The 25,912-nt window shown below is 66.6% G+C and carries 27 protein-coding genes; 16 read left to right on the forward strand and 11 right to left on the reverse strand.

Annotated features, from left to right (window positions below):
* Positions 1 to 15 precede the first annotated feature (15 nt).
* Positions 16 to 696, reverse strand: coding sequence for an SDR family oxidoreductase (locus ACTX90_RS16440; RefSeq protein WP_047120356.1), 681 nt, complete (start codon positions 694 to 696; stop codon positions 16 to 18).
* A gap of 196 nt (positions 697 to 892) precedes the next feature.
* On the opposite strand from ACTX90_RS16440, the gene ACTX90_RS16445 reads away from it, so the two are divergent.
* On the forward strand, positions 893 to 1,108 hold the full coding sequence (locus ACTX90_RS16445) for a hypervirulence associated TUDOR domain-containing protein (RefSeq protein ID WP_047120975.1): 216 nt from the start codon (positions 893 to 895) through the stop codon (positions 1,106 to 1,108).
* A gap of 3 nt (positions 1,109 to 1,111) precedes the next feature.
* The gene (locus ACTX90_RS16450) at positions 1,112 to 1,642 is read left to right on the forward strand and encodes a DUF488 domain-containing protein (RefSeq protein WP_053799028.1); all 531 of its coding nucleotides are present in this window, start codon (positions 1,112 to 1,114) and stop codon (positions 1,640 to 1,642) included.
* Here ACTX90_RS16450 and ACTX90_RS16455 read toward each other — a convergent pair.
* Positions 1,632 to 2,228, reverse strand: a complete 597-nt coding sequence (locus tag ACTX90_RS16455) for a GNAT family N-acetyltransferase (RefSeq protein WP_113608096.1) — start codon at positions 2,226 to 2,228, stop codon at positions 1,632 to 1,634. The genes ACTX90_RS16450 and ACTX90_RS16455 overlap by 11 nt on opposite strands.
* Positions 2,229 to 2,529: 301 nt before the next feature.
* Between ACTX90_RS16455 and ACTX90_RS16460 the strand changes: the two genes are divergently transcribed.
* The 4 genes from ACTX90_RS16460 to ACTX90_RS16475 all read left to right on the forward strand — a co-directional run bounded on the left by ACTX90_RS16460 (position 2,530) and on the right by ACTX90_RS16475 (position 6,375).
* Entirely contained in the window at positions 2,530 to 3,516 is a 987-nt protein-coding gene (locus ACTX90_RS16460) for a siderophore ABC transporter substrate-binding protein (protein WP_443442471.1), read from the forward strand.
* A gap of 87 nt (positions 3,517 to 3,603) precedes the next feature.
* Positions 3,604 to 4,584 (forward strand): ABC transporter permease, encoded by a 981-nt coding sequence (locus tag ACTX90_RS16465; RefSeq protein ID WP_443442472.1) that lies wholly within the window; start codon positions 3,604 to 3,606, stop codon positions 4,582 to 4,584.
* A gap of 55 nt (positions 4,585 to 4,639) precedes the next feature.
* A complete protein-coding gene (locus tag ACTX90_RS16470) occupies positions 4,640 to 5,623 on the forward strand; it encodes an iron chelate uptake ABC transporter family permease subunit (RefSeq protein ID WP_443444036.1) in 984 nt (327 codons plus the stop codon).
* On the forward strand, positions 5,620 to 6,375 hold the full coding sequence (locus ACTX90_RS16475; RefSeq protein WP_113608098.1) for an iron ABC transporter ATP-binding protein: 756 nt from the start codon (positions 5,620 to 5,622) through the stop codon (positions 6,373 to 6,375). Before ACTX90_RS16470 ends, ACTX90_RS16475 begins: the two co-directional genes overlap by 4 nt.
* A gap of 3 nt (positions 6,376 to 6,378) precedes the next feature.
* On the opposite strand, the gene ACTX90_RS16480 is transcribed toward ACTX90_RS16475, so the two are convergent.
* The 3 genes from ACTX90_RS16480 to ACTX90_RS16490 form a co-directional block, all read right to left on the reverse strand.
* Entirely contained in the window at positions 6,379 to 7,563 is a 1,185-nt protein-coding gene (locus ACTX90_RS16480; RefSeq protein WP_231735879.1) for an ATP-binding protein, read from the reverse strand.
* 273 nt (positions 7,564 to 7,836) lie between these two features.
* Complete coding sequence (locus tag ACTX90_RS16485; RefSeq protein ID WP_443442473.1) at positions 7,837 to 9,039, reverse strand: MFS transporter; 1,203 nt, start codon at positions 9,037 to 9,039, stop codon at positions 7,837 to 7,839.
* Positions 9,036 to 10,214: an ROK family transcriptional regulator gene (locus ACTX90_RS16490; RefSeq protein ID WP_443442474.1), complete on the reverse strand. Its 1,179-nt coding sequence runs from the start codon at positions 10,212 to 10,214 to the stop codon at positions 9,036 to 9,038. Before ACTX90_RS16490 ends, ACTX90_RS16485 begins: the two co-directional genes overlap by 4 nt.
* An 87-nt stretch (positions 10,215 to 10,301) precedes the next feature.
* Here ACTX90_RS16490 and ACTX90_RS16495 point away from each other — a divergent pair, with 87 nt between their 5' ends.
* Genes ACTX90_RS16495 through ACTX90_RS16510 form a run of 4 tightly spaced genes read left to right on the forward strand, consistent with a single transcriptional unit; the run spans position 10,302 to position 15,020 of the window.
* Positions 10,302 to 11,564, forward strand: coding sequence for an ABC transporter substrate-binding protein (locus ACTX90_RS16495; RefSeq protein ID WP_047120361.1), 1,263 nt, complete (start codon positions 10,302 to 10,304; stop codon positions 11,562 to 11,564).
* A 9-nt stretch (positions 11,565 to 11,573) separates the two neighbouring features.
* Entirely contained in the window at positions 11,574 to 12,497 is a 924-nt protein-coding gene (locus tag ACTX90_RS16500; RefSeq protein WP_047120362.1) for a carbohydrate ABC transporter permease, read from the forward strand.
* Positions 12,498 to 12,502: 5 nt separating this feature from the next.
* On the forward strand, positions 12,503 to 13,363 hold the full coding sequence (locus ACTX90_RS16505; RefSeq protein ID WP_443444038.1) for a carbohydrate ABC transporter permease: 861 nt from the start codon (positions 12,503 to 12,505) through the stop codon (positions 13,361 to 13,363).
* A gap of 10 nt (positions 13,364 to 13,373) precedes the next feature.
* The gene (locus ACTX90_RS16510) at positions 13,374 to 15,020 is read left to right on the forward strand and encodes a glycoside hydrolase family 13 protein (protein ID WP_113608101.1); all 1,647 of its coding nucleotides are present in this window, start codon (positions 13,374 to 13,376) and stop codon (positions 15,018 to 15,020) included.
* Between the two features lie 47 nt (positions 15,021 to 15,067).
* Here ACTX90_RS16510 and ACTX90_RS16515 read toward each other — a convergent pair whose 3' ends face one another.
* Entirely contained in the window at positions 15,068 to 15,517 is a 450-nt protein-coding gene (locus tag ACTX90_RS16515; RefSeq protein ID WP_443442475.1) for a hypothetical protein, read from the reverse strand.
* Positions 15,478 to 15,723: a hypothetical protein gene (locus ACTX90_RS16520; RefSeq protein ID WP_443442476.1), complete on the reverse strand. Its 246-nt coding sequence runs from the start codon at positions 15,721 to 15,723 to the stop codon at positions 15,478 to 15,480. The genes ACTX90_RS16515 and ACTX90_RS16520 overlap by 40 nt, the downstream gene beginning before the upstream one ends.
* Positions 15,724 to 15,789: 66 nt before the next feature.
* Here ACTX90_RS16520 and ACTX90_RS16525 point away from each other — a divergent pair, with 66 nt between their 5' ends.
* The 6 genes from ACTX90_RS16525 (at position 15,790) to ACTX90_RS16550 (ending at position 21,682) form a co-directional block, all read left to right on the forward strand.
* Positions 15,790 to 16,422 (forward strand): TetR/AcrR family transcriptional regulator, encoded by a 633-nt coding sequence (locus tag ACTX90_RS16525; RefSeq protein ID WP_113608103.1) that lies wholly within the window; start codon positions 15,790 to 15,792, stop codon positions 16,420 to 16,422.
* The gene (locus ACTX90_RS16530; protein ID WP_443442477.1) at positions 16,419 to 18,014 is read left to right on the forward strand and encodes a carboxyl transferase domain-containing protein; all 1,596 of its coding nucleotides are present in this window, start codon (positions 16,419 to 16,421) and stop codon (positions 18,012 to 18,014) included. The genes ACTX90_RS16525 and ACTX90_RS16530 overlap by 4 nt, the downstream gene beginning before the upstream one ends.
* Positions 18,015 to 18,016: 2 nt before the next feature.
* A complete protein-coding gene (locus ACTX90_RS16535) occupies positions 18,017 to 19,990 on the forward strand; it encodes an acetyl/propionyl/methylcrotonyl-CoA carboxylase subunit alpha (RefSeq protein WP_443442478.1) in 1,974 nt (657 codons plus the stop codon).
* On the forward strand, positions 19,983 to 20,483 hold the full coding sequence (locus tag ACTX90_RS16540; RefSeq protein WP_120991378.1) for a MaoC family dehydratase: 501 nt from the start codon (positions 19,983 to 19,985) through the stop codon (positions 20,481 to 20,483). Before ACTX90_RS16535 ends, ACTX90_RS16540 begins: the two co-directional genes overlap by 8 nt.
* Positions 20,480 to 21,277: an HpcH/HpaI aldolase/citrate lyase family protein gene (locus ACTX90_RS16545; protein ID WP_443442479.1), complete on the forward strand. Its 798-nt coding sequence runs from the start codon at positions 20,480 to 20,482 to the stop codon at positions 21,275 to 21,277. Before ACTX90_RS16540 ends, ACTX90_RS16545 begins: the two co-directional genes overlap by 4 nt.
* A 249-nt stretch (positions 21,278 to 21,526) precedes the next feature.
* Positions 21,527 to 21,682 carry a hypothetical protein gene (locus tag ACTX90_RS16550; RefSeq protein WP_181728191.1) on the forward strand — a complete coding sequence of 52 codons (156 nt, stop codon included), beginning with the start codon at positions 21,527 to 21,529 and terminating at the stop codon, positions 21,680 to 21,682.
* A 63-nt stretch (positions 21,683 to 21,745) separates the two neighbouring features.
* Here the strand turns inward: ACTX90_RS16550 and ACTX90_RS16555 are convergent, their stop codons facing one another.
* The 4 genes from ACTX90_RS16555 to ACTX90_RS16570 form a co-directional block, all read right to left on the reverse strand.
* Complete coding sequence (locus tag ACTX90_RS16555) at positions 21,746 to 22,183, reverse strand: DUF6069 family protein (RefSeq protein ID WP_113608108.1); 438 nt, start codon at positions 22,181 to 22,183, stop codon at positions 21,746 to 21,748.
* A gap of 150 nt (positions 22,184 to 22,333) precedes the next feature.
* A complete protein-coding gene (locus ACTX90_RS16560; protein WP_047120374.1) occupies positions 22,334 to 22,762 on the reverse strand; it encodes a DUF6069 family protein in 429 nt (142 codons plus the stop codon).
* Positions 22,763 to 22,879: 117 nt separating this feature from the next.
* Positions 22,880 to 24,610: an HNH endonuclease signature motif containing protein gene (locus tag ACTX90_RS16565; RefSeq protein ID WP_443442480.1), complete on the reverse strand. Its 1,731-nt coding sequence runs from the start codon at positions 24,608 to 24,610 to the stop codon at positions 22,880 to 22,882.
* Positions 24,611 to 24,667: 57 nt separating this feature from the next.
* Positions 24,668 to 25,885 carry an acyl-CoA dehydrogenase family protein gene (locus tag ACTX90_RS16570; RefSeq protein ID WP_443442481.1) on the reverse strand — a complete coding sequence of 406 codons (1,218 nt, stop codon included), beginning with the start codon at positions 25,883 to 25,885 and terminating at the stop codon, positions 24,668 to 24,670.
* Positions 25,886 to 25,912: the final 27 nt, after the last annotated feature.

The following is a 25,912-nucleotide window of genomic DNA, read 5'->3' on the forward strand; positions in this document are numbered from 1 at the left end:
CTGGCTGCAAGGGCGCTAGCTCCAGGCTTCCTCCATCGGTGTCTGCCCGTCGAAGAAGTTCGCCGTCTGGCGAATGAGCAGGCCCTTGCCGATCACCAGCGCGATCGCCTCGGCGACGTTCTCGCGCGAGGTATCGGCCGAGGCCGGGTCGCTGCCATCGATCTTGCCCGACGCGTCGGCGACATCGACCTTGCCCGTCGCCGGACCCAAGGTCAGCGTTCCGGGGCCGAGAATCGTGTAGTCCAAATCCGAGTCGCGCAACGCTTGGTCCGCATCGTGCTTGGCGCGGGCATAAGGGTAGAAGGAATGCGCAGGGTCGAGGTTGTCGACATCGACCAGGGCGCGCGAGTAGGACACCATGACAAATCGCTTTACGCCGCTTTGCTGGGCCGCGCGGATCGCCCGCGTTGCAGCTTCGAAGTCCACGGCGTTGGTGCGCCGGGGGTTGCCTCCGCCAGCGCCTGCCGAAAAGACGATGGCCTGCGCACCGTTGAACACCTCGGCCAGCTCGTCCATCCCCGCACGTTCGATGTCGAGCACCACGGGGTTGGCCGATGCGGCCTCGACATCCGAGGCATGTTCCGGGTTCCGGATCAGCGCGTCCACCGCGAACCCCTTGGCCTTCAATTTGGGGGCGGCCAGCAATGCGATCTTGCCGTGGCCGCCAATGATGACTACTCGTGGTGATTCGGTCATAAACCTTCCTTCCTGCTTGGTCTCCACTTCGCATAACCTCGCGATTCGGCCCACTATTCCATGGACCTGGTGGTGCGCGGCGCACCTCGGGCCGAACTCCCGGCTCCTGTACGGACTGCATCTGGGCAATCCTCATGAACGGTTGCTGCCTCCGTGCCCGGCTGGTTCAATGGCCGTAACCACCAAGGAGGTTCCCATGGCACGCACATTCAAGGTCGGCGACCACGTTTCGTGGAATTCCGAGGCAGGACGCGTCTCGGGCCGCATCGTCAAGGTCCACCACCGGGACTTCGACTACAAGGGGCACACCCACCGGGCGTCCTCGGAGGATCCGCAATACGAGATCAAGAGCGACAAGACCGATCACATCGCGGCGCACAAGGGCCAGGCGCTTCGGCTGCTCGACGACTAGATCATGGCCGAACCAACGATCCTGACCATCGGCCATTCGACACGCAGCATCGAGCAGTTCATCGAACTGCTGCGCGCCAACGAGGTGCAGACCGTAATCGACGTGCGCAAGCTTCGCGGTTCGAACAGATACCCGCAGTTCAACGCCGACGCCCTGGGCGCCTCGCTGGCGGAATACGGCATCGGGCTGCGCGCCGATCCGGCCTTGGAGGGACGGCGCCCGGTGAGCACAACGGTGCCGTTCGAGACCAATGCCTGGTGGGAGAACCGCAGCTTCCACAACTACGCGGATCATGCGCTGGGACGGGAATTCGACGCCGCCGCGCGGGATCTGGTGGCGCAGGCAGGCTCCGAGCGCATGGCGCTGATGTGCTCCGAGGCCGTATGGTGGCGCTGCCACCGGCGCATCATCGCCGACCACCTGATGGCCCGCGGTGCCAGGGTGCTGCATATCGTCGAGTCGGCTACGGAAGCCGAACTCAGCCCGGGCGCGGTGATCGGCCCGGAATGCCAGGTGACCTACCCTAGGCGGTGACCAGTTCTCCCCACTCGTCGGCCAGCATCGCGTAGACCACGCCGTCCATCCACTCGCCGCTGCGGTGCAGCCCGTTGCGGCGGTTGTAGGACTCGCGGCGCATGCCGACCCGTTCCATGAGTTTCCAAGACGGGTCGTTGGCCGCGAAGCTCTCCGCGACAACGCGGCGCAGCCCCAGCGCGCCGAAGCTCAGCTCCAGCACCGCCCGGACGGCCTCGGTGGCGTAGCCCTTGCCTCCGTAGGCAGGGTCGAAGCTCCAGCCGATCTCCGCTTCGACGTGGCGGGTCTGGTCAAGGATTTCGCTCTGTCCCCAGGCATCATGCACCTTGAGCATGACCGTGCCGATCAGCACCTTGCTGCCGTCGTCCTCGGTGACCTCGACTGCCACATCGCGCTCCACCCGGCCTTCCTCGTGGAAATACACGCGGTACTCCTCGAGGGTTCCGGGAGCGGAGGTGATCCATCGGGTCACTTCCGGAAGCTGGCGATACCGCCAGGTGGCCTCCAGATCCTCGGATTCGAGCCTGCGCAGGGTCAGGCGTTCGGTGGCTACGGGCCAGGCGACTTTATTCAGAGAATCTTCCATACCAAGAAGCTTATTCCATGGCGTTTCAGCCGGCCTGAGCCAGAATTCGGCCCATTGGTCGCCACGGCAAGTCACAAATAGCTAACTTTTTTCGGTTGCAATTATCAACCATGAATCTTAGGTGCGTCTATTAATGCCCGGAAAACCGGGGTTTTCGCCCGAAATTAGCCAATGCAGGCCTATTTTATGTGTCCCACACAACAGGACAACGGCTTAACGTATTTCCTGCAGCTAAGGCTAAGCTAATACTTAGATCACTTGTTCCAGCAACCTTTACGGTTGCTTCGACACGAAGGAAACCATGGCCTCCATGAAGCTTCGCGCAGCAGCCTTGCTGAGCATCGCAGCCCTGTCCCTGACCGCCTGCGGTTCGACCACCTCGGCCGCTTCCGACGACACCGACACCGCAGCCAAGACCGTAACCATCACGGACAACGAGGGCGAGAAGAACATCGCCACTCCGCCGGCCTCCGTCGTCGCCACCGACAACCGCACCTTCGAGACCCTCTCCGACTGGGGCGTGGAGCTGAAGGCTGGCGCCGTTGCGCTGATGCCGGACACCATCGCCTACACCAAGGACGAGAAGATCGTCGACCTGGGCAGCCACCGCGAGCCGAACCTGGAAGCAGTCGTCGAGGTCCAGCCCGATCTGATCATCAACGGCCAGCGCTTCACCCAGCACGCCGACAAGCTCAAGGAACTGGCCCCGAAGGCCACCTTGGTGAACCTCGACCCACGCGACGGCGAGCCGCTGGACGCCGAGCTGGAGCGCCAGACCACCGTGCTGGGCGAGATCTTCGGCAAGCAGGACGAAGCGGCCAAGCTGGTCGCGGACCTCCAGGCCGCCGAGAAGCGCGTCACCGACGCCTACAACCCTGAAGACACCGTCATGGGCCTGATCACCTCCGGCGGCGAGTTCGGCTACTCCGCGCCGGGCACCGGCCGCACCGTCGGCCCGCTGTTCGACGTGCTGGGCCTGACCCCGGCGCTGAAGCTGGACGAAGCTTCCACCGGCCACGAAGGCGACGACGTCTCGGTCGAGGCCATCGCAAAGTCCAACCCGGACTGGATCATCCTGATGGACCGCGACGCAGCCGTGGAGGCCGACGCCGAGGGCTACAAGCCGGCCAAGGAACTGCTGGAGAACTCCGAGGCGCTGAAGAACGTCACCGCCGCCAAGGAAGGCAACGTCGTCGTCATGCCGGCGGACACCTACACCAACGAAGGCATCCAGACCTACACCGAGTTCCTCAACGAATTCGCCGACGCCCTGGAAGCGGCGAAGTAATCCAACCGCGCATCACAGCGTAGAAGTGGCGGGCCCGGCGACGGTCCCGCCACTTTGCACCACCACCACACTTTCATCGGCGGCTTCATGACTACCACGTTGTCCACACCTCGCACCAAGGGCAGGCTCTTGAGCTGGCAGCTGCTCCTGGGCATCATCGGTGTGCTCATCCTCCTGGCGTTCTCCCTGTTCACCGGCGTGTACGACGTCTTCGGCGCGCAGGACGGCGCCGAGATGTTCGCCATCACCCGCATCCCGCGCACCATCGCCCTGGTGCTGGCCGGCGCGGCGATGGCGATGAGCGGGCTGGTCATGCAGCTGCTGACGCAGAACCGGTTCGTCGAGCCGACCACCACCGGCACCACCGAATGGGCGGGCCTGGGCCTGCTGGTGATGCTGGTGCTCTTCCCGCAGGCCTCCATCCTCTCCAAGATGGCAGTGGCGATCGTCTTCGCCTTCGCCGGCACCATGCTCTTTTTCCTCTTCCTGCGCCGCGTCTCGCTGAAGGCCTCGCTGACCGTGCCCATCGTGGGCATCATGCTTGGCTCGGTGGTCGGGGCGTTTTCCACGTTCCTGGCGCTGACCACCGACAAGCTGCAGTCTCTGGGCATCTGGCTGGCAGGCTCGTTCACCTCGGTGATCCGCGGGCAGTACGAGGTGCTGTGGATCGTGGCCGCCGTGGCCGTGGCGATCTTCATCGTCGCTGACCGCTTAACCGTGGCGGGCCTGGGCGAGGAGATCGCCACCAACGTGGGGCTGAACTACCGCAACGTCATGCTGCTGGGCACCGCGCTGATCGCGGTGGCCACCGGCGTGGTGACCGTGGTGATCGGCAACCTGCCGTTCCTGGGGCTGATCGTGCCGAACCTCGTGTCCATGGTGCGCGGCGACGACCTGCGCAGCAACCTGCCGTGGGTGTGCCTGCTGGGCATCGCGATCACCACCGCGTGCGACCTCGTGGGCCGCACCATCATCATGCCGTTCGAGATCCCGGTGTCGCTGATCCTGGGTGTGGTCGGCGCCGTCGTCTTCATCATCATGCTTCTAAGGCAGCGCAAACGTGGCTAATCTGATTTCACTGCCGGAACTTGCCGGCCACAACTCCTCCCGGGCTTCCGGAGCGATGCCCACCTCCAAGGTGCGCAAGCGCTACTGGATCACCTTGGGGATCATGATCGCGCTCGCGCTGGTCTTCGGGTTCGGGCTACTGGCCTGGGACAATCCCATGCCGGTGGGCTCCGAGGGTTTCTGGATCATCGCGAAGATGCGCGCCGGAAGCATCCTGACCATGGCAGTGGTCGCCGCCTGCCAGGCGATCGCCACCGTCTCCTTCCAGACCGTCACCAACAACCGCCTGCTCACCCCGTCCATCATGGGCTTCGAGGCGCTGTACCGCGTGGTGCAGACCGGCGCGGTGTTCTTCCTCGGCGTCGCCGGCATCACCTTCTTCACCGGCGTCGGCCAGTTCGCGCTGCAGGTGGCGATCATGGTGGCGCTCTCCGTGGCCCTGTACGGCTGGCTGCTGAGCGGCAAGCTGGGCAACATCCAGATCATGCTGCTGGTGGGCATCATCATCGGCACCGGGCTCGGCTCGGTGGCGACATTCATGCAGCGCATGCTCACCCCGAGCGAGTTCGACGTGCTCACCGCGCGCCTGTTCGGCTCGATGACCAACGCCGACATGAGCTACATGCCGCTGGCCATCCCGCTGATGCTCGTCGCCGGCAGCTACCTGGTAGCCAGCTCCAAGAAGCTGAACATCCTGGCCCTGGGCAAGGAAACCACCATCAACCTGGGCATCAACCACCGCCGCGAAGTCATGGTCACCCTGTTCTTCGTCTCCATCCTGATGGCTGTGAGCACCGCCCTGGTCGGCCCGCTGACCTTCCTGGGCTTCCTGGTCGCGACCCTGGCCTACCAGCTGGCCGACACCTACGACCACCGCTTCATCTACCCGATGGCATTCCTGGCCGGCTTCGTGGTGCTGGCCGGGTCCTACTTCATCATGAAAAACGTCTTCTACGCCCAGGGCGTGGTCGGCATCATCATCGAAGCCGTCGGCGGCATTACATTCCTCATCTTCATCCTGCGAAAGGGCCGGCTGTGATTACCCTCAACGACGTCCAGAAGAAGTACTCATCCGAGGTCTCGATCGGCCCGGTCACCTTGCAGATCCCCACCGGCGGCATCACCGCACTGGTCGGCCCGAACGGCGCCGGCAAGTCCACCATGCTGACCATGGTCGGACGCCTGCTGGGCATCGACTCGGGGTCCATCGAGGTCGCCGGCTACGACGTCTCCAAGACCAACTCCAAGGACCTGGCTAAGATCGTCTCGATCCTGCGCCAGGAGAACCACTTCGTCACCCGCCTGACCGTGCGCCAGCTGGTGGGCTTCGGCCGCTACCCGCATTCCAAGGGCCGGCTGACCATGGCGGACGAGGAGATCATCTCCCGCTCGATCGACTTCCTGGACCTCTCCGAGCTGGAAGGCCGCTACCTGGACGAGCTTTCCGGCGGGCAGCGCCAGCGCGCCTACGTGGCGATGGTGCTGGCACAGGACACCGACACCGTGCTGCTGGACGAGCCGCTGAACAACCTGGACATGAAGCACTCGGTCATCATGATGCGCCACCTCAAGCGCGCCGCCGCGGAGCTGAACCGCACCATCGTGATCGTGCTGCACGACATCAACTTCGCCGGGCACTACGCTGACTACATCTGCGCTATGAAGCAGGGCAAGGTCGTCGAGTTCGGCACCCCGGAGCGCATCATGGATGACGAGATCCTCACCAACGTATTCGAGACCCCGGTGCGCGTGATCGCCGGGCCGGAGGGACCGCTGGCGGTGTACTACTGACGATCAATCCTCGAGGAGTCTGCGATAGCGTTCAATAAAGTTAGCCATCCCCGGAACGGTGTAGGCGATGAAGCTTCGTTGCGGCGAATAGATAATACCCTTGGTTATTAGCGAAGCCCTGACTGGCGCCAGCGCTTGCGGGGTTTTCGAGAGCCGGCTGGCAACGTCGGAGCTCCGTGAACCTGCGTCACCATCCAAGGCCATTGCCTTCATATAGTCTCGTTCCGCCGGGGTTGCCCGTTCCCAACGAGCAGGAAAGAAACCAGAATCAAGTTTCGCCCGACCTAGAGCAGTAGCAGCTTCGGCGTTCTGCGATGTGAACGGCGATGCCGTTGCCACCGTCCACATTGCACTACCGAATTCTTGCAAGAAATAAGGGTAGTTCCCTGCTTCGGCTACCAATATGTCGAGCGCCTCATCGGTATAAGTTTGCCCCATCTGGCGAGCTGGTCCTGCTAAGGATTCTCGTGCTGCTGCGTCATCGAGCTTTCCAATCCCCCGATATTCGAAGAGCCTTTCGGCATAGCTTCTTGAATCAGTCAGCTTTGTTGGCAGGTTAGGAAGTCCAGCGCCTATGACATAGAACGGAAGCTCTCTTTGCAAGGCAAAATGCTGGGCGGTGAGTAGCGATTCCAAGAGCTCACTGTCCAACTCTTGCATCTCATCAATGAAGATCATCAATGCGCTTCGCTCGTTTCGAAGCAAACGCGAAATGTCTTCGATGGTGTCCTGGAGGTCAAGATCGATTAATCCGCTTGACGCACGCGTTACGTCGCGTTCAATTCCCAGAGAGACCCCTTCAATGCCAAGGCTCACGGAAAACGAAGAAACGGTTCCAAGCATGCGTTTGACCAAGTCTTTCGATATCTGAGAGCGAAAGCGTGCGGAGATTTTCACAAAGCCTGCGGTCAATTCCCTGCGTGCAGCCTTGCCACCTGCATCGCCAGGCCTAGCCTCGAATTGAACAACATGAAAACGGTGATGCTCAGCGAGACTTCGAACTCGATTAAGCAGGACCGTCTTGCCAACGCCGCGCAACCCACTGAAAATAATGGGACGTACGGGTGAGAAACGTTTCGCTCGTGCGATGAGAGCGTCAAAAGCATCGATGTCACCGCTGCGACCAGCCAAAACCCTAGGCACCATCCCCGCGCCCGGATGATAAGGATTGAGCTCCGCTTCCATCATTCACATCCCTAGTATAAGAAAATATATACATGTATAACTTTTCACTATACTTCACTATATTTCCCTATACCCGAGCACCGAAGATACACGACGTCACCTTGTCGGGTTCCTTGCACAGGTGCGTGAACTGAGCATGGACCAGTATCAAAGCATCGAGGGCTTACACCATGACGAGACCCTTACCGATTTACCCAACGCCTCGAGTCGCTTCGTCCGTGAGTCCAGGTCACATACTTCAAGTCATGTTGCCACAACAGCCAACGGTATCTGCCACTACCGTCGGCCCTTCGATCGGCGCGCATTCAGCACCGGCGAGCACAAGAGCACGATCACCCCGGCGGCCGGCACCACCAGCAGGCCAGCGCGCAGCGAGAAGGCCTGCGCGATGAAGCCCACCAGCGGCGGGGAGAGCAGGAAACCCAGGCGCATCAGCCAGGAGACCACGCTCAGGCCCGTGCCCGGGGCCAGGCCCGGGATCTTGTCGGCCTGCTCCATGGCCGCCGGCACCAGCATGGCCACCCCGAATCCGGCGGCAGCGAAACCCAGCAGGCTTCCGGGGATGCTCGGGAAGGCCAGCGCCAGGCCCATGCCGCCGGCCACCAGCACCGCACCGAGCTGCGCGACGAGCCGCTGGCCGAAGCGGTGCACCAGACCATCACCCAGGATGCGGCCGATGAATTGGGCCCCGACCAGCGCGATATAGCCCGCGGCGGCCAGCGCGGACGGCGCGCCCAGGGACCCCAGGTACAGCGTGGCCCACGAGTTGCCCGCGTCCTCCACCATGATCCCGGCCGAGGCGATCAGCACCAGCGCCGCGATCGCCACCACGATGCGGGCGCGGGTGAAGACCCGCACCGGCCCGGCGTCGGCGGCCTGCTCCCCGACCGGTTCGACGGGCCCGCGCGCCGGCAGGCAGAACTTGAACGCGGTCAGCGCCACGGCGGCGAAAAGCAGCGCGGAAATCGTGAAGTGCGCGGCCAGCGGCAGGCCCAGCGCCATGGCTCCGGCCGCCATCAGGCTGCCGAGCACCGCGCCGACGGACCACAGCGCGTGGAAGGAGTTCAGGATCGGTCGGCCGTAGCGCCGCTGTATCTGCAGGCCGTGCGCGTTCTGCGCGACGTCGGTGATCGCGTCCATGGCCCCGCCGACGACGAAGGCCGCCGCCACCAGGACCAGGCTTCCTGCCGAGCCTGCGCCCAGCACCGCCAGCCCGGTGGCCAGCGTGCCGAACACCGCGACCGCGGCCGATCCGAACCTCCGGATCAGCGACCCGGCGGCCAGCCCGGCGATGATCGCCCCGGCCGGCCAGGCGGCGACCAGCAGTCCGTAGGCCCCGGCGTCCAGCCCCAGCTGCGCCTTGAACTCGGGCAGCCGCGGCGCCATGTTGGCGAACAATGCCCCGTTGGTCAAAAACAGCGCGGCGACGGCCCCGCGGGCACGGCGGTTCTCACGGGTGGGCGCGGCCGGTGCGTTCACTTGGCAAAGGGGGCGGCGCGACGCACCAGGTCCAGGGCGTTGGCCAGCGCGCCCTTGAGGGCGACATCCGCGCCCAGACTGGAGGCCGCCAGCTGCACAGCGGCCAGCTCGGGATCCTTGGCCAGCTCGCGGTGCGCGATGCACAGCACCGGGTCCAGGTATTCGGCCATGGCCCCGCACAAAACGATCCTTTCCAGCCCCAGGAATCCGGCGGTCACCGCAGCGATCCGGGCCAGCCGTTCGCCCAGTGACTCCAGGATTTCCCCGGCCAGCAAGTCCCCTGCGGCGGCCACGCGGAAAACCTGCCGCGCGTCCAGGTCCTCGCGGCGCAGGGTGCTCACGCGCCCATTTTCCAGTGCCTCCCGTGCTTCCTTGCGGGCCAGGTATCCCAGGCCCAGCGCGTTGCCGACCCCACTGACGTAGGACAGCGCGCGCATTTCCCCGGCAAAACCCTGGCCTCCGCGCAGCAGGGCGCCGTCCACGACAATGCCCGCGCCCAAGCGTTCTCCGACCATCAGCGCAGCGAAGGAGCCACTGGCGCCGGCGCGCATTTCCGCGACCGCGGCCAGGTTCGCGTCGTTGTCCACCGCCAGCAGCTGGGCGTAGGGCTCCAGCGCTGTAATCCAATTCGGGTTCATCCGCTGCCAGAAGCCTTCAGGGTGTTCCGGCGAGCGCCCAGCGGAGTCCACGGGGGCGGGCACGGCGATGACCAGGGCGGCGAAGCGCTGCACTCCCAGACTGCCCAGGGTGCGCTGCAGCAACCCGATGACCGCTGTGATGCGTTGTTCGGCGCCGGCCTCCGGATCGGTGCGGACCTCCTCGCGCAGCAGTTCAGCGCCGGTGAGGTCGGCCAGGGCCAGGGTGATGCGATGCTGGCCGGCGTCCAGGCCGGCGATCAGCCCAAAACTGTCGTCCAGTTCATAGCGCAGGGCAGGGCGTCCCTTGGAGTACTCGCCAGCACTGCGGGTGTCGGCGGCTTCGCGCAGCCATCCGGCGGCGACGAGCTCCTTGGCCTGGTTCAGCACGGTGGCGCGGGTGAGCCCGGTGGCTTCAATCAGCTCGCTGGCGGTTACCGGACCCTGGTCCCAAGCGGCATGCAGGATCTTTCGCGAGTTGCTCCGGCGCAGCTGGTGGGCGCCGGGTTGCTGGGCTATTGGTGCATCGCTGGAATTCACAATCTCGAGTATAGACTCGACTTTATTTAGATGCTAAATTTATATCCGATCAGCATGTGAACCACATCACCCCACCCGGAGGAGCCCATGAGCATACCAAGGCATTTCGGCCGCCGCACCTTCCTCGGCGCGCTGGCCAGCACCGTGGCGCTGGCCGGATTACCCGGGTGCAGTCCGGCCCAAGCGCGCTCCACCATCCGCTTCAACCAGTCCAAGCCGGAGGTCGTCACGCACTTCCGCACGCTGCTGGAGCAGTTCAACACCTCTCAGGACTCGATCACCGCGGTCCACGAAGTCACCGCGGGGCTCTCGGCGGCGTTCGCCCGCCAGGATCCGCCGGATCTGGGCTGTCTGAACTACAACTTCGAGATGGCCCGCTTCCAGGAGCGCGGCGCGCTCAGCGACCTGTCTGACCTGCCGCAGGTGAAGATGAACGCGCCGTTCATCGCGGAGTTGCTGGCCCTGTACCCGGACTACCCGGGTCGCACCTCGGTGCTGCCGTATTCGATGATGGGCGCCGCGGTGCTCTACAACAAGGAGATCTTCGCGCAGCACAATCTGCCGATCCCACAACGGTACTCGGAGCTCGTCGAGCTGTGCGAGCAGCTCAAGGACCTGGGCATCACCCCGATCTATTCCACCTTTAAGGACGCGTGGACCGCCAGCCAGGGCTTGGCCGACTATTCGCTGGGTGGCGCGGTGGACATCGGTGCGTTGTTCGCCGCGTTGCGCGAGGCCGGGGCGGATTTCACCCCGGGCTCAGAGCTCTCCTTTTCCGCCTTCTTCGCCGAACCGCTCACCCGGATGCAGCAGTTGGCCCGATACTCCAACGAGGATGCGACCAGCCGCGGTTACGGCGATGGCAACCTCGCCTTCGCCCAGGGCAAGGCAGCGATGTACCTACAGGGCCCCTGGGCGCTGCCGGAAATCGCCAAGAGCAACCCGGACGCGTCCATCGGCACGTTCCCGCTGCCGATGACCGAGGACCCGGCGGACCTGAAGGTCCGCGCCAACATCGATTTGGCCCTATGGATCCCGGAGCAGTCCGAGCACCAGCAGGAGGCCCGGGCCCTGTTGGAGTTCCTGTGCCAGCCCGAAATCCAGAACGCCTACAACGAGCTTGCCCTGGGCTTCGGGGTGCGCAGCGACTCCCCGCCGGCTACCGACGAGCGCCTGGCGCAGATGCAACCGTACATTGATGCCGGCCGCATCTACCAGGGCGTGTCCACCGCCATCCCGCGCACCATCCCCTTCGAGAACTACATGCAGTCGGTGGCCACCGGCGGCAACGTGCACCAGACCCTGGCCACCCTCGACGCCGACTGGGCCCGGCTGGCCCGACGCAGTTAGGAACGCACCATGGCACTAATTGAATCCCCGGTCAGCGCGCCTCCGGCCGCAGCGCCCCGCCCGCCCCGCCCGGCCCGTCCGCGACGCCGGCCCAGCATGCACCTGCTGTTCCTGCTGCCCGCTCTGGCCTGCTTCACGCTGGCGATTACCGTGCCGGCGATCATGGGCATCTTCTTCAGCTTCACCGATTCGGTGGGCTTCGGCGAGTTCGAGATGGTGGGGCTGCGCAACTACGCGGCTCTGGTCACGGATCCCGCTGTGCTCGGCGCTTACGCCTTCACCATCGGCTTCTCGCTGATCACGGTGCTGTTGACCAACGCCCTGGCCTTCCTACTGGCACTCGGGCTGACCGCGCAGATCCGCGCCCGAGTGGTGCTGCGCACCGTGTTCGTCATGCCCATGGTGATCTCCGGCATCGTAATCGCCTACGTGTTCAACTTCCTGTTCTCCAACACGCTGCCCGCCGCCGGCCAGGCGATGGGACTGGAAACGCTGGGCAGCTCGATCCTGGCCAACCCGGATCTGGCATGGATCTCGATCGTCATCGTCACCGCTTGGCAGGCGATCCCCTCGGCCATGCTGATATACATCGCCGGGCTCATGGCGATCCCCTACGACCTCTACGAGGCCTCCGCGCTGGACGGCGCCGGTGCCGTGGGCCAGCTGCGCCACGTCACCTTGCCGTTAATGGCCGGGTATATCGGCATCAACATGATCCTGGGGTTCAAGAACTTCCTCGCCGCGTATGACATCATCGTCGGCCTGACCAATGGCGGCCCGGGTGTTGCCACCCGCTCCATCGCGATGACGATCTTCACCGGGTTCGAACGCGGCGACTACGCCTACCAAATGGCCAACGCCACCGTCTTCTTCCTCATCTCGCTGCTGATCGCGCTCATCCAGCTGCGCCTGACCTCCAAGGAGTCCAAGTGAGTACCCTGCAACAGCGGTTGACCCGTCCCTCCCGCGCCCGCATCGGCCGCGAGAAGACCAACTGGCTAGCCACCGCCATACTGGCCGCCTGCGCCTTCAGTGTGTTGATGCCGCTGTTCGTCACCGTCTCCATGGCGTTCAAGTCCGCCGGGCAGGCAGTGGACGGCAAAGCCTTCTCCTGGCCCGACCCGTTCTCCGTGGAGGGCTTCACCGCGGCCTGGGAGCTGGTGAACTTCCCGCGGGCATTCACCATTTCCTTGTTCATCACGCTGATCTCCGTCTGCGGCGGGGTGCTGGTGGCCTCCATGGCCTCCTACGCGATCCACCGCAACTGGAACCGCAAGTTCTACCGCTACAGCTTCTACTACCTGCTCGGCGCAATGTTCCTGCCCTTCCCGGTGTTGGCTCTGTCCCAGGTCAAGCTCACCGGCCTGGCCGGGCTGGACACCCCCTTCGGCGTGGCGATCCTGCACGTGATGTTCGGGCTGTCCTTCAACGTGCTGCTGTTCACCGCATTCATGCGCGGGCTGCCCGCCGAGCTGGAGGAAAGCGCCCGCATGGACGGGGCCAGCACCTGGACCGCGTTCTGGCGCATCATCTTCCCGCTGATCGCCCCGATGAGCGCGACCGTCGCGATCTTCGCCTTCCTAGGCTCCTGGAACGACTTCATGATGCCCTCGCTGATCATCGCGGAACAGGCCAACCAGACCCTGCCGGTGGTCCAGCAGCTATTCCAGACCCAGTTCTCCAACAACTACCACGTCTCGTTCGCCTCCTACCTGCTGGCGATGGCTCCGAGCATCATCGCCTACCTCTTCACCCAGCGCTGGGTCATGTCAGGCCTGACCCAGGGCGCCATCAAGTAAAGGAAAACCCATGACCATGCAGGAAACCGAAAAGCACTCCGCCATCGACGCCAGTTGGTGGCGCCAGGCCGCCGTCTACCAGATCTACCCGCGCAGCTTCGCGGACTCCAACGCCGATTCCCTGGGCGACCTGCCTGGCATCACCTCGCGCGTGCCCTACCTCAAGGAGCTGGGCATCGACGCGGTCTGGCTCTCCCCCTTCTACCCCTCGGCACTGGCCGACGGCGGCTACGACGTGGACGACTACCGCAACGTCGACCCGCGGCTGGGCACCTTGGAGGACTTCGACGCGATGGCCGCCGCCCTGCACCAAGCCGGCATCAAGGTGATCGTGGACATCGTGCCGAACCACTCCTCCAACCGCCACAAGTGGTTCCAGGCCGCGCTGGCCTCCCCCAAGGGCTCGCCGGAACGCGAACGCTACATCTTCCGCGACGGGCTGGGGGCCAACGGGGAACTGCCGCCAGCGGACTGGGAATCGGTCTTCGGCGGCCCGTCGTGGGCACCGGTGGGCGACGGTCAGTGGTACCTGCACCTGTTCGCCCCCGAACAGCCGGACTTCAACTGGGCGAACCCTGAGGTCCGGGAGGACTTCCTCACCACGCTGCGCTTCTGGTCGGACCGCGGGGTGGACGGCTTCCGCGTGGACGTCGCCCACGCGCTGACCAAGGACATCGCCGAGCGCGACCTGCCCACCAAGGCGCAACTGGACGCCATGCCGTGGGACGGAAGCCACCCGATCTGGGATCGCGACGAGGTGCACGAGATCTACGCCGAATGGCGCGCGCTGTTCAACGAGTACACCCCACCGCGCATCGCCGTGGCCGAGGCCTGGACCGACGCGGAACGCCGCCCGGCCTATGCCCGCTCCACCTCACTGGGCCAGGCGTTCAACTTCGACCTGCTGCAGGCCGATTTCCTCCCCGAGGCCTTCAAGAACATCATCACCTTCAACCTCGACCAGGCCGCGGCTGCAGGGTCCTCCACCACCTGGGTTTATTCGAACCACGACGTGGTCCGCCATGCCACCCGCTACGCACTGGAACCCGCCGGCGATCCGGAGGCCGCCCGCAAGTGGCTGTTCCGGGGCGCCGATGCCTCGGTGGCGGACACCGCGCTGGGCCTGCGCCGCGCCCGCGCCGCCACCTTGCTGCAGCTGGCTTTGCCCGGCAGCGCCTACCTCTACCAGGGCGAGGAGCTCGGCCTGCCGGAGGTGCACGAGATCGCCGACGAGCAGCGCCAGGATCCCACCTTCTTCCGCAACCGCGACGTGGATCTGGGGCGCGACGGCTGCCGCGTACCGCTGCCATGGGCAACTACCGGAAGCTCGCTGGGCTTTGGCGGTGGCGGGACGCACCTGCCGCAACCGGCCGTGTTCGCAGGCCTGTCGGTCGCCGCCCAAGACGGGGTGCCCGGCAGCACCCTGGAGCTCTACCGTTCCGCACTGGCGCTGCGCCGCGAGCTGCAAAGCGGCGAATCGCTGGCCTGGCTGCCCTCCGCACCGGGGGTGCTGGCATTCAGCCGCCCGAACGGCTGGACCTGCATCACCAACTTCAGCGCCGAGCCGCAGGAACTGCCCTCCGCGCCCTTGCTGGCTAGCGGGGAGCTGGTGGACGGCAGGCTGCCGGCTGCCACCACCGCGTGGCTGCGCGGCTAAGCGACTGACAGGGCGCCGGGACCTCGAGGGTTCCGGCGCCCTTCGCGCTATTCCTGCCAGCGACGCCCTTCGCGGCCGGAAACCCAGGCAAAAATTCGGCGCAGCACGATGTTTTCCGGGTCGTCCTTGGGTACCTGGCGCCACCCGGGCCGTGACAGATAGGCCTCGATCTTCGCCAGTGCCCGGTCGTACTCGGCGCGCGCGAAGACCAGCTCCTGCGGCATGAGTTCCAGCGGATTCCCGGGCACAGACTCCTCTGGTTCCTCAGGCTCGTCGTCATCAGCCGCCCAGTGCGGCCGCGACCATGTCACTTGCTCCGGGCCGAGGTCCAGATCGACCGCCAGATTACCGCATCCCAGATCGCCGCAGGCGCAGCAGACGTGGAGTTCGATTTCGCTCCCGCTCATCCGGTCATCACGACGACTGAAGTCCGCGCGGTAGGTCGCAAGCGTCTCCTTCAGCGGCCTGCGCAGAAATCTCCGGGCAAAGGGCGACACCCCCAGGCGCGCTCCGGGTCGACGATCTCCTCCAGGCTGCGCCCGTCGACCACGAGTTCTGCGCATTGTTCGCGCACGTTCCACCGCACGTCGATCCGGTTCATTCGCCCTCCCGAAGCCAGCCGCGGTACGGCCACCGCCAACGTTGTTCCATGGGCTTCAGCATATTCGCTGTCAAGAATCGTCGCTTCAACAGCAAAACCCAATCAAGTGATTGACATCACGTGGCGGCGTGCGGTGTACTGGGGGTCAATCGATCGATTGGGAGCGGCATGCAACTGGGACAGATCCACAAGGCGGCGGTGTCCTGCTTTGCGCGGCAGGGGTTCGCGGCCACCGGGATCCGGGAGCTGGGCGCCGCGGTCGGGCTGAATTCGGCGACCCTCTACCACTACGTCGGCGGCAAGCAGGAGCTGCTGCTGGGCGTGATCCGCAACTGCCTGGACGCGATGATCGACGGCGCGCAGGACGCCATCGAGGACGCCGACCCCGCGCAACGGCTGGCCGCGCTGGTCGCCTTCCACGTCGGCTTCACCGCCACCAACCCGCAGACCGCGCGCGTGGCCGAATACGAGATGCGCTCGCTGTCCGGCGAGCACCGCGCTGCCATGCAGGCCCTGCGCGACGAATACGAGCAGCTGTTCACCGACGCGCTGGCCGACGGCGAGCGCGCGGGCCTGTTCCATGCCCCGGATGCGGGCATGGCCCGGCTGGCCATCATGGAGATGGGCACCGGCGTGGCGCACTGGTACCGCCCCGGCGGGCGGCTGGCCCTGGCCCAGGTGCAGCTGAACTTCATCCAGATGGCCCTGCGCATCCTGGCGGCCGACCCGGCCGTCCCTGAAGAGCTGCCGGTTCCCGCCCGGCTGGACAGCGAACCGCACGACCCCGAAGGAGCACGATGAAGACCCTGCCCACGCACGTTGACGCGGATTCCGAGGATTTCGCCCGCCGCCGCGGCGAGTACAAGCCGCTGGTCGACGAGCTCCATGAGCGCCTGGCACGGGCCGCGCGCGGCGGCTCGGAAAAGTCCCGGGCGCGTCACGTTCAGCGCGGCAAGCTGCTGCCCCGCGACCGGGTGGACCGGCTGCTGGATGACGGCTCGCCCTTCCTGGAGGTCGCGCCGCTGGCCGCGGAGGACATGTACGACGGGGCCAGCCCGGGCGCGGGAATGATCGCCGGCATCGGGCTGGTGCACGGCCGGCACGTGATGGTGGTGGCGAACGACCCCACCGTCAAGGGCGGCACCTACTTCCCGATGACCGTGAAGAAGCACCTGCGCGCGCAGGAGATCGCGCTGGAGAACAGGCTGCCCTGCGTGTACCTGGTGGATTCGGGCGGCGCCTTCCTGCCGATGCAGGACGAGGTGTTCCCGGACCGCGAGCACTTCGGGCGCATCTTCTACAACCAGGCGAACCTCTCCGCGTCCAAGATCCCGCAGCTGGCGGCGGTGCTCGGCTCCTGCACCGCCGGCGGCGCCTACGTGCCGGCGATGAGCGACGAGACGGTGATCGTGCGCAACCAGGGCACCATCTTCCTGGGTGGCCCGCCGCTGGTGAAGGCCGCGATCGGCGAGGTGGTCACCGCACAGGAGCTCGGCGGCGGCGAGCTGCACGCCAAGACCTCCGGGGTGGTGGACCATCTGGCGGACAACGACGAGCACGCGCTGCAGATCCTGCGCGACATCATCTGCACCCTGCCCGAGCCGGAGCCCCGGAGCGCCGTGTACGCCGAGCCGCTCTACGACGCGGCCGAGCTGGCGGGCATCGTCCCGGTGGACGTCAACACCCCCTACGAGGTGCGCGAGGTGATCGCCCGGCTGGTGGACGGCAGCGGGTTCCACGAGTTCAAGGCCGAGTACGGCACCACCCTGGTCACCGGGTTCGCGACCCTGTACGGGCACCGCGTGGGCATCATCGCGAACAACGGGGTGCTGTTCTCCGAGTCGGCGCTCAAGGGCGCGCACTTCATCCAGCTGTGCGACCAGCGCGGCATCCCGCTGGTGTTCCTGCAGAACCTCGCAGGGTTCATGGTGGGCCGCGACTACGAGGCGGACGGCATCGCCAAGCACGGGGCGAAGATGGTCACCGCGGTGGCCACCGCCCGGGTGCCCAAGTTCACCGTGGTCATCGGCGGCTCCTTCGGGGCTGGCAACTACTCCATGTGCGGGCGGGCCTACTCCCCGCGCTTCCTGTGGATGTGGCCTGCCGCGCGCATCTCCGTGATGGGCGGGGCGCAGGCCTCCAGCGTGCTGGCAACCGTCAAGCGCGACGGGCTGGAAGCCGCCGGGCAGGACTGGCCCGCACAGGACGAGGAGGCCTTCAAGGCGCCGATCCGCGAGCAGTACGAAACCCAGGGCAGCCCCTGGTACTCCACCGCCCGGCTGTGGGACGACGGGGTCATCGCCCCGGCCGACACCCGCCGCGTGCTCGGCCTGGCGCTGGACGCCTGCGCCGGGCAGCTGCCGGACACCACCTTCGGCCTGTTCAGGATGTGAGCATGTTCAACACAGTACTTGTCGCCAACCGCGGGGAGATCGCCGTGCGCGTGATCCGCACCCTGCGCGCGCTGGGCATCCGCTCGGCCGCCGTCTACTCCGACGCCGATGCCGGCTCCCCGCATGTGGCGGCCGCCGACTTGGCGGTGCGCCTGGGCCCCGCCCCGGCCGCCCAGAGCTACCTCGACATCGACGCGATCCTGTCCGCCTGCCGGGCCGTGGGCGCGCAGGCGGTGCACCCGGGCTACGGTTTCCTCTCGGAGAACGTGGACTTCGCCCGCGCCCTTGAGGCCGCCGGCATCACCTTCATCGGCCCGCCGGTTCACGCCATCAACCTGATGGGCGACAAGATCCGCGCGAAGAACCACGTCGCCGCCCACCGGGTGCCGACCACCCCGGGCATCGCCGAACCCGGGCTCGACGACGCCGCGCTGTCCGCCGCCGCGGCGGGCGTCGGCTACCCGCTGCTGATCAAGCCCTCGGCCGGCGGCGGCGGCAAGGGCATGGTTCAGGTCCACTCCCCCGGGGCCCTGCCCGAGGCGCTGGCCAGCGCCCGGCGCACCGCTGCCTCGGCGTTCGGCGACGACACCCTGTTCCTGGAGCGCCTGGTCCCCAGCCCCCGGCACATCGAGGTGCAGGTCCTGGCCGACGCCCACGGCACCGTCCTGCACCTGGGCGAACGCGAATGCTCGCTGCAGCGCCGGCACCAGAAGGTCATCGAGGAGGCGCCCTCCCCGCTGGTTGGCCCCGGGCTGCGGCAGAAGCTGGGCGCCGCGGCGGTCGCGGCCGCCGCCTCGGTGGGCTACGTCGGGGCCGGCACCGTCGAGTTCCTGCTCAGCGACGCGAACCCGGACGAGTTCTACTTCATGGAGATGAACACCCGGCTGCAGGTCGAGCACCCGGTCACCGAGCAGGTGGTGCGCGTGCGCGGGCAGAAGCTGGACCTGGTCGCCTGGCAGGTGCGCATCGCCGCCGGCCAGCGGCTGGACTTCAACCAGGAGGAGGTCGGCCTGCAGGGGCACGCGATCGAGGCGCGGCTCTACGCGGAGGACCCGGCCGCCGGGTTCCTGCCCTCCGTCGGCACCGTGGAAAAGCTGCGGCTGCCCGGCGCCGTGCGCGTGGACGCCGCGCTGCGCGAGGGCCAGCAGATCAGCCCGCACTACGACCCGATGCTCGCCAAGGTGATCGCCGACGGGCCCGACCGCGCCGCCGCGCTGCGCGCCCTGGACCGGGCGCTGGCGCACACCGTGGTGCTGGGCGTGAAAACCAACATCGAGTACCTGCGCCTGCTGCTGGCCGACCCCGACGTCGTCGCCGGCAAGCTGGACACCACGCTGATCGAGCGCCGCAGCTTCGAGTTCCGCCGGCCCGGTCCGGCGCAGCTCGCGCTCGCCGCGCACCTGCTCAGCCCGGCGCCCGGCACCGGCCCCTGGGCGGCCGACGGCTGGCGGCCCGGCGCCCCGGCACCGCGGCGGATGCAGCTGGAGGCCGGGGACCGGGTGCACGAGGTGTCGCTGTCCGCCGGCACAGCGGTGGTGGACGGCGAGGCCCACGAGCTGCTCGACACCCCCAACGGCGTGCAGCTGGACGGGCAGCTGGCCGACATCTCCTGGGCGCGCGAGGGCGACACCCTCTGGCTGGGTTCCGAGGGCTGGAGCACCGCGGTGCGCCGCCTGGGCCGGCGCGAGCAGATCCGCCAGGCCGACGGCTCCGCGAGCATCTCCCCGCATGTCACCTCCCCCATGCCCGGCACCGTGATCGCGGTGAGGGCGGCCGACGGCGACGCGGTCGCCGCCGGGCAGGTGCTGCTGATCGTTGAGGCGATGAAGATGGAGCACCAGCTGGCCTCGCCGGCCGACGGGATCGTGCGCATGCCGGCGCTGAAGCCCGGCGATCTGGTCACCACCAAGCAGACCCTTGCCACCATCGAGCCGAGCGCCGATGATGAGCATACGCGAAAGGACGAAAATGGCTAACCGCATCGTGCAGCGCGGACTGTACCTGGACGAACTGAGCGTGGGCGAGCTCTACGAGCACCGGCCCGGACGCACGATCACCGAGTCGGACAACGTGCTGTTCACGACGCTGACCATGAACAACCAGGGGCTGCATCTGGACGCCGCCTGGGCTGCCACGCAGCCCTTCGGCAAGCCGCTGGTCAACTCGCTGTTCACGCTGGGCACCATGATCGGCCAGTCGGTGCCCCAGCTGACCGAGGGCACCATCATCGGCCAGCTGGGGCTGGACACGGTCAGCTTCCCCCACCCGGTGTTCCACGGGGACACCCTGTACACCGAAACCGAAATCGTCGAGGTCCGCCCCTCGAAATCCCGCCCCGGCCAGGGCATCGCCACCATGCGGCACACCGGGCGCAACCAGGACGGGGTGGTCGTCGCGACCGCCACCCGCACCTGCCTGATGTGGACCAAGGCCGCCCACGAGGCGGCACTGAGCAAGGAGGAGCAATGAAACTCGGACCTGCGATCCTGTTCTGCCCGGCCGACCGGCCCGACCGCTACGCCAAGGCCGCCGACCGCTCCGACACCGTCATCCTGGACCTGGAGGACGCCGTCGCCCCGGAGCACAAGGAGTCCGCCCGGCAGGCGGTGCTTGAGAGCTCGCTGGACCCCGAACGCACCATCGTGCGCGTGAACCCGTTCGACACCAACTACATCGTCGCCGATCTGCGCGCGGTCAAGCAGGCCGGGTACACCCGGATCATGCTGCCCAAGTGCGAATCCGCCGAGCAGGTGCTGAAGCTGGATCCCTTCGAGGTCATCGCGCTGTGCGAAACCGCCCGCGGCATCAACGCCGCCGCGCAGATTGCGGCGGCCGCCAACGTCTCCGCGCTCATGTGGGGCGCCGAGGACCTGACCGCCTCGCTGGGCGGCACCTCATCGCGCCACCCCGACGGCAGCTACCGGGACGTCTCCCGCTTCGCCCGCGCGCAGGTGCTGCTGCAGGCCGCAGCGCACGGCAAGGGATCCATCGACTCGGTCTACCTGGACATCGCGGACCTGGACGGGCTGCGGGTCGAGGCCGCCGACGCCGCTGCCAGCGGCTTCACCGCCAAGGCCAGCATCCACCCCAGCCAGATGCAGGTCATCCGCGAGGCCTTCGCTCCCTCCGCGGAACAGCTGGATCGGGCGAGGCGGCTGCTGGCCGCCGCCACCGGGAACTCCGGCGCCTTCACCTTCGAAGGGCAGATGGTCGACGAGCCGTTGCTGCGGCAGGCCCGGGCCATCGTGGAGGGCGGAAAGTGACGGCCTGTTAAGCACACCGGGCAAGCGGGCACCGTGCTGGCCTCCGACACCGACCGCTGAGGGTTTGGCGGCCCATGGCGCCTGCGCCTAGCGTTGATAATGTGCCGCCTGGACAGGCCATGCGCTTCGAACGCTCAAAGGTAGTTCGCCTCTTCCAGTCGCAAACCCGGCTACGACACCCTGGTCTTTTTCTGGTGCGCCATCATCCTCTGGGCTCTGGGCATTGCATCCAACAGTGCCAACGCCTACTTGACGCTGAACGGTGCAATCACCATCAACTCATGGGGGCTGACGGTGGCCTCCATGTCGGGCATCGGCCTTTTCCTACTGGCCGGAATCTTCTCCATCGTGGTCCTGCACAAGATCATCGCGATGCTGATCCATCTGGTCCACCGCCAGCCGTAGTCGCCCCGGGATGCAAAATCGGCACCGGAGAAGACCTCCGATGCCGATAGTTTCAACCTGTCACTAGGCGATGGCGAGTGCCTGCGCTTCGGTATGCAGCTTCTTGTTTCCGTAGTGCACGGCGAAGAACCACGCCACACCGGTCATGATGTGGATGAGGCTCAGGGTGATGGCGGTGGCGGCGTCGGCGGAATTCATGATCGGGAAGGCGATCGACGCCACGGCGATGATCAGGCCGATCCACTGGGCCACCTTGGTGATGCCCTTCTTGGCGCGGCCGAGCAGGAACACCACGAAGCCAAGGACAATCACCGAAGCCCAGGTGTAACCCAGAACCTGGGCGAAGTGCACGACATCGTGCGAAGTTTCACCGATCTGCATGGAGGCTCCGGCCGAGCCGCCGATGAAAAAGATGATGACGTTGAGGTACCCAGCGCCGAGCGCGGCGATCGCTACCTGGATGAAGTTGAATGGGCTATTTGGGGTTCCCTGCGGGGCCATTGACGTTCCCTAAGATATCGTTGACAGTTCTCAACGATTCTATAGTCGAACACATCCAGCCAAAACCCTTGGGCCGGGTGACTTCTACAACACCCGTCCCGCACAGAAATATCCGCAAATTGACACGCCCCCAGAACGTGCCAAGCCCAATCACCCTGCCATGGCTCGCTCGTTGGCCCTCCTGTTGGAGTTGTTCACCGCGATGTACCAGCTGGCGCCGACGATCACGTGCATGACGGCGACCGCAACCGCGCTTCCTGCATCTTCGGCGAAGAACAGTTGCGTCACGGCCGAGAGGAGCAGCAGGGCAAGCCCGATCACCTGGGCGACGCGGCAGAAGCCCGGACGGCCGCGTGCGATGAGGAAGGTCAAGAAGCCGAGCACCACGATCGGAGGCACGGTGAACCGGATGACGTGGATGAAATCGAGGTTTCGGAACATCCCGTCGGAGAATTTCATGGATGCCCCGGCGGCCTCCGCGATGAAGAACGTGAGCACGCTCAGGGCCATGGCGCCAAAGGCGGCGATCAACACCTGGACGAAGTTAAACGGCATTTTGAATTTGACGTCAGCTTGCATGGCTGGACATCTCCTTTGATGTGAAAAACCGAATACCCGTTCTTTCACTGTACGCCCGAAAACAACCTTTGAACCCGACGATTTTACGGCTCGCAGTTTCGATCGCCCGAGATGCGCTCAGGCCTCGGCGATGGTCACTTTCAGCTTTCCGGATTTCCAGAGCTGGGTCGCTTCGGCGGCCCAGGCCAAGGCGCGTTTCGACTCGGCAGGCGTGAGGAAGTGCGTGTTGATGTGAAGCCGCTGCTCGGGGTCCACGCTCTTGGGCAGCAGCACCATGGGCCTGCTGCCTTCGACCTTGACTGCATGGAACAAGCCGCAGTGGCGCCCGATGTGGTGCACCGTGCAGTAGAGGTCGCCGCGGTCGATGTCCGTCCGGCCTCCCTTTTCCCATGCGTCCAAATGGTCGAGTTCGCAGCGTTCGGCGGGCATGGTGCACCCCGGGAAGGCGCAGCCGCGTCGTGCGGTGCGCAGGGCCTTGGCCTGGCTCTTGGAAAACAGCCGCTGCGAGCGACCGAGGTTGAGGATCCGGTCGCGCCCGTTCAGCACCACCGGGTAGATGCCGGCATTGCAGACCGCGGCCCTGGCTTCGCCTGCGGAAATCGGCTTGCCCGTGATGGTCACCGCGAAGTCCTGCCCCGTTTCGACCATCTTGTCGTAGTCGATGATGATGCCGACCTCGGTGGCAGAGCCTCGGCGTTTGCCGGTTCCGGCGGATCTTAGCGTCGCAAGCAGGCCCATCAGGTGGCGCAGTTCGGGCCGCATGTCCTCGAAGGGAACCAGCAGCTCGGCGGCTTCAGGGTCTGCCGGCGGTGTGTCCTCGGCGGTTTCTCTGTCGACGTCGAAGCCTTCATGATCAGTGCGGCCTGTATCCAGATCTTCGTGGTCCGGCTCTTCAGCGGCCGCGTCGTCGGCTTCCTTGGGGTCCTGCGCCCAATCCGGCATGGTCTCGGAATCGTCCCAGTCCGGCGGGGCGGGGTCGCCGTTTTCAGCGGCCAGGTCCTCGGCGGCCTGGCGGTGGAGTTCTTCGCGGTTGCCGGTCTCGGTTTTGGGGTTGTCCACCTTGCGCAAGTGCGCGTCGACCACTTCGGCCTGCGAGGGCAGCACCCGCAGCAGGTAGTGTTCCAGCCCCTTGCGGCGGCCGAGCTTGAACAAGCCGATCTCGGAGAGCAGCGCGCCCAGCGGCCGCTTGCCGTACTTGAGCTGGTGGATCAGGTCGGCGACGTGCTTGCGGGCGGTTGCGGGCTGTTCGCGGATCAGCGCGACGGCCTCCGCCTGGATGTTGGCGCGCGCTTTCTGCCCGGCGGGGCCGGGGCCGAAGTCCTTCTGGGCGCCGTGGATCAGCCGGGAGGCGGAAAGCACCAGACGCGGGTCGGAGCGCGGGGCGGTGAATTCGGCGGCCAACTGGGGCAGCAGCGGCGCGGCGCGGTGCCCGGCGGTGGTGACCTGGGCGATGAGGCAGTCGGTCTGGGCCAGGCGGTCGCGGGCGGTGCCCAGCGGGATGCCCAGCCAGTTGTGCAGCAGCCCGGCGGTGTTCTTGTAGGGGGTGCGGCCCATGGTGGTGCGCCCGGCAGCGCGGGCGAGGTCCTCGGCGGAGGGGTGCTCGCCGGCGTCGGCGATGGCCTGGAAGGAGTCGGCGTCCAGCTGGTGGGCGCCGGTGCGGCGCAGCAGGTCGGCGGCGAAGAGCTGGGCGCGGGCGAACTCCTGGCCCAGCTGTTCGACAAGCAGCGCGAAGTAGGCGGCGTGGCCGGCGGGGAGGTCCGCGTCGGCCACGTCCGCCCAGGCCGCTGCGATGAGGCTGCGGGCCTCGGCCAGTTTCCCGACCGCTTCGGTGCTTGTGGAGGTCTGCATGTCCCCAGCGTGCGGCGGGCGCCGGGAGGGCCGGCCGCCGCAGCTGCGGATTGTGGATTACTTCGAGGCGCCGATCGCCCAGACGCGCGGCAGCTGCGTGCCGTTGACCGCGAGGTCGCCGATCAGCCGCGCCTTGAACACCCACGGATTGTGGTTGCCGGCGGTGCGGGCGTTGCGCCAGTGGCGGTCGAGGTTCTTGGACACGCTGGTGGCGGAGGCGGCCAGCGCGTCGAAGGCGTGGGTGAGCGCGGTGAGCACCAGCGGGGTCAGCACCACCTGACCCTGGGCGGAGGCGAGCTCGGCCGCGTCGTTGGCGGCCTCGTCCTCCTGGATCGAGCCGCCGGAGTGCAGCGCGATCGCCGACTCGTAGGCGCCCTGCAGGGCGTGGGAGACGCGTTCCACGGTGGCCGCCGCGGCGAAGGCGGCCGCGGAGACCTCGCCGATGACCTGCAGCAGCTGCGGATCCTGCCCGGCGATGTTGGCCGCGGCGTGGCTGAAGGTGCGCTTGCGGGCCGCCAGCTGCGCGGCGAACTCGCGTTCGGCGGCCTTGGCGGAGCCGGCGAGCACCGCCAGCAGCACCTGCTGGTAGAACGCGGTCTGGTACTTGAAGCGGGTGTCGAACTCGATCAGCTCCTCCACCGCCGCGCCGGTGAAGGTGGAGGTGCCGGTGCCGGTGGTGCGCTGGCCGAAGCCGTCCCAGTCGTCGGCCAGGGCCACGCCCGGCTGGTGTCGGGAGACCGCGGCGATGACGCGGGTTCCGGTGTCGGTGCGCTGCGCGTAGGTGTCAAGCCAGTCGGCGAAGATCGATCCGGTGGAGTAGTACTTGGCGCCGGTGATCGTGAAGCCGCCGGAACCGTCAGGGCTGACCTTGGTGGCCACCTCGCCCACTGTCACCGCTCCGACCTCCGTCCAGGAGTTGCCGGCCAGCTGGCCGGCGGCGAAGCGGGCCAGCCAGGTATCGCGCGCCGGACCCGGGGCGGCGACCAGCCGGTCCTCCACGAACGCGAAGTGCGCGCGCAGCGCCTGGGCGATGTTGGAGTCGGCGGCGGCCAGGTCGGTGAGCAGTTCGAACAGCTCGGGCAAGGTGGCGCCGGCGCCGCCGTGGGATTCCGGGACGCGGATCGCGCCGAAACCGGCGGCGGCGAGGTCGGCGACCTCGCGGTAGGGCAGTTCGCCGGTGCGGTCGCGGTCGGCGGCGCCGTCGGCGATGGCCTGGAAGTGCGGGGCGAAGCGTTCGCGCAGCCCCGCCAGGCGGGATGTGGACAGGGCGATCATCTGGTGTTCCAATCGGTGTTGCAGGCA

Source organism: Glutamicibacter soli (assembly GCF_052322135.1).
GTDB lineage: Bacteria > Actinomycetota > Actinomycetes > Actinomycetales > Micrococcaceae > Glutamicibacter > Glutamicibacter soli.